Origin of the sequence: Streptomyces kunmingensis, assembly GCF_039533535.1 — a bacterium.
Taxonomy (GTDB): domain Bacteria; phylum Actinomycetota; class Actinomycetes; order Streptomycetales; family Streptomycetaceae; genus Streptomyces; species Streptomyces kunmingensis.
Genome location: NZ_BAAATS010000078.1, coordinates 1 through 1,600, shown reverse-complemented (window position 1 = coordinate 1,600; position 1,600 = coordinate 1). Strand labels below are relative to the sequence as shown.

1 protein-coding gene is annotated in these 1,600 nt (G+C 67.0%); it reads left to right on the top strand.

The window, feature by feature from the left end; translation table 11 throughout:
• Positions 1-1,600: hypothetical protein (locus ABD366_RS43330; RefSeq protein ID WP_344443657.1), on the top strand; the 1,600-nt coding region annotated here is incomplete at both ends.

Below are 1,600 nucleotides of genomic sequence, written 5' to 3'. Positions count from 1 at the left end.
GGAGGAGGCGTTGCCGCCGGAGGTGGCGCAGCCGTACATCGAGAGTGTGCGGATGCTCACCGATATGCCCGACGGCGGCGACCCTGTCCAGAAGCTGCTTTTTCAGCTGGACGAGATGGCCAATGGCCAGATCAGTTATTCGCAGAATATTCAGGCGTCGAAGTGGGAGATCATCTCCGAGATCATCATGCTGATCGCGGAGCTGGCCATTCTGGCGGCGCTGATGGCGTTCACCGGTGGTGCGTCGGTGTCGCAGATGTTCCTGGCGAGGGCCCGGAGCAAGCTGGCGATCCTGATGATCGTCGACCGCCTGGTGCGGATGACGCACATCGCGCCGACCCTCGGGGAGGCGATCGAGGAGGCCATGCAGACGCTGGCGGTCCGGCTGGCGCAGATGGGCCTGAACACCGGTGGCCGCAGGCCCGGCGGGGTGGACTGGAAGGATGTCGGGGTCGCGGCGGCGTTCGGTGCGCTCACCGCCGGTTTCATGGAGTTCCTCGAGAAGATCCTGAAGCCGGTCAAGAACTTCTTCAAGGACCTCCTCGGGGATGTGTTCGACAAGTTCAAGATCAACCGGGACGGTCTGCTGTTCAAGGGGCTGGTGAACGGTCCGCCGGTGGTCGTCACCTCTTTCGTGGTCGGTGGTACCGCGGAGAGCGCGGCCGAGGTCATCATCAACGGGGCCTTCTACGACAAGTGGGAGTTCAAGTGGGAGACCTTCGTCGGGTCCGGTACCAGCACCCTGTTCGACCTGGGTGCGGGGCTGGCCCTCGGCGCCGGGGCCATCCAGATCTACAACAAGTACTTCGACGACAACGTCAAGTTCACCGATCACAACAAGCTTCCCGGCCCCAACGACCCGCTGGGCACCGGGGACGGGGACCCGAAGCCCCCGGTGTCCGAGAAGCCGCACGTGGGCCCGGGCGGTGCGAACGCCAAGGGCGCGACGGTGAAGAGCGACCTCTTCACGCCGGGCCCGGCCCCCCTGCCGAACACGACCGTCTCGTCCGATCTGCCGGACGGGGTCAGCAGCGGCATCGACACACCTCCGCTGCCCCCGTACACGCCGCCGCCGGCGTACTCGTCCCCGGACACACTGAACACACTGCCCCAAGGCGGCACCGACGCTTCGTCCGGGCCGCCTGACCTCAGCACACGGACACCGGGCGGCACGAACAGCTTCAACAGTGCGAACAACCTCAACAGCACGACCAACGTCAACAGCACGAGTGGGTCGCCGGTCCCGTATCTGCCGCCGCCCACGTCGTCGCCGGACTCGCCGTCGCTCTCGCCCTCCAACTCCCCGGCTTCGTCCCTGCCGGACACCAACCCGCTGACGTCGGGACCGACGTCCGCGCGCAACGCCGGACCCTCGTCCAGTTCGAACGCCGACGTCACGCCCGACGTCACGCCGGACCTCGCGCCGGACCTCACGCCGGTTGAGTCGCCGGACCTGACGCCGGATCCGACACGTGGTGTGACCTCGGACCCGTCGAGGTCGCCGAGCGACCTCCCGCAAGGAATCCAGGCGCCGAAGAGTTCCACCACCCCGGACCCGAACAGCACGAACGGGCTCAGCGACAGGGGCCTGGAGGCCGGC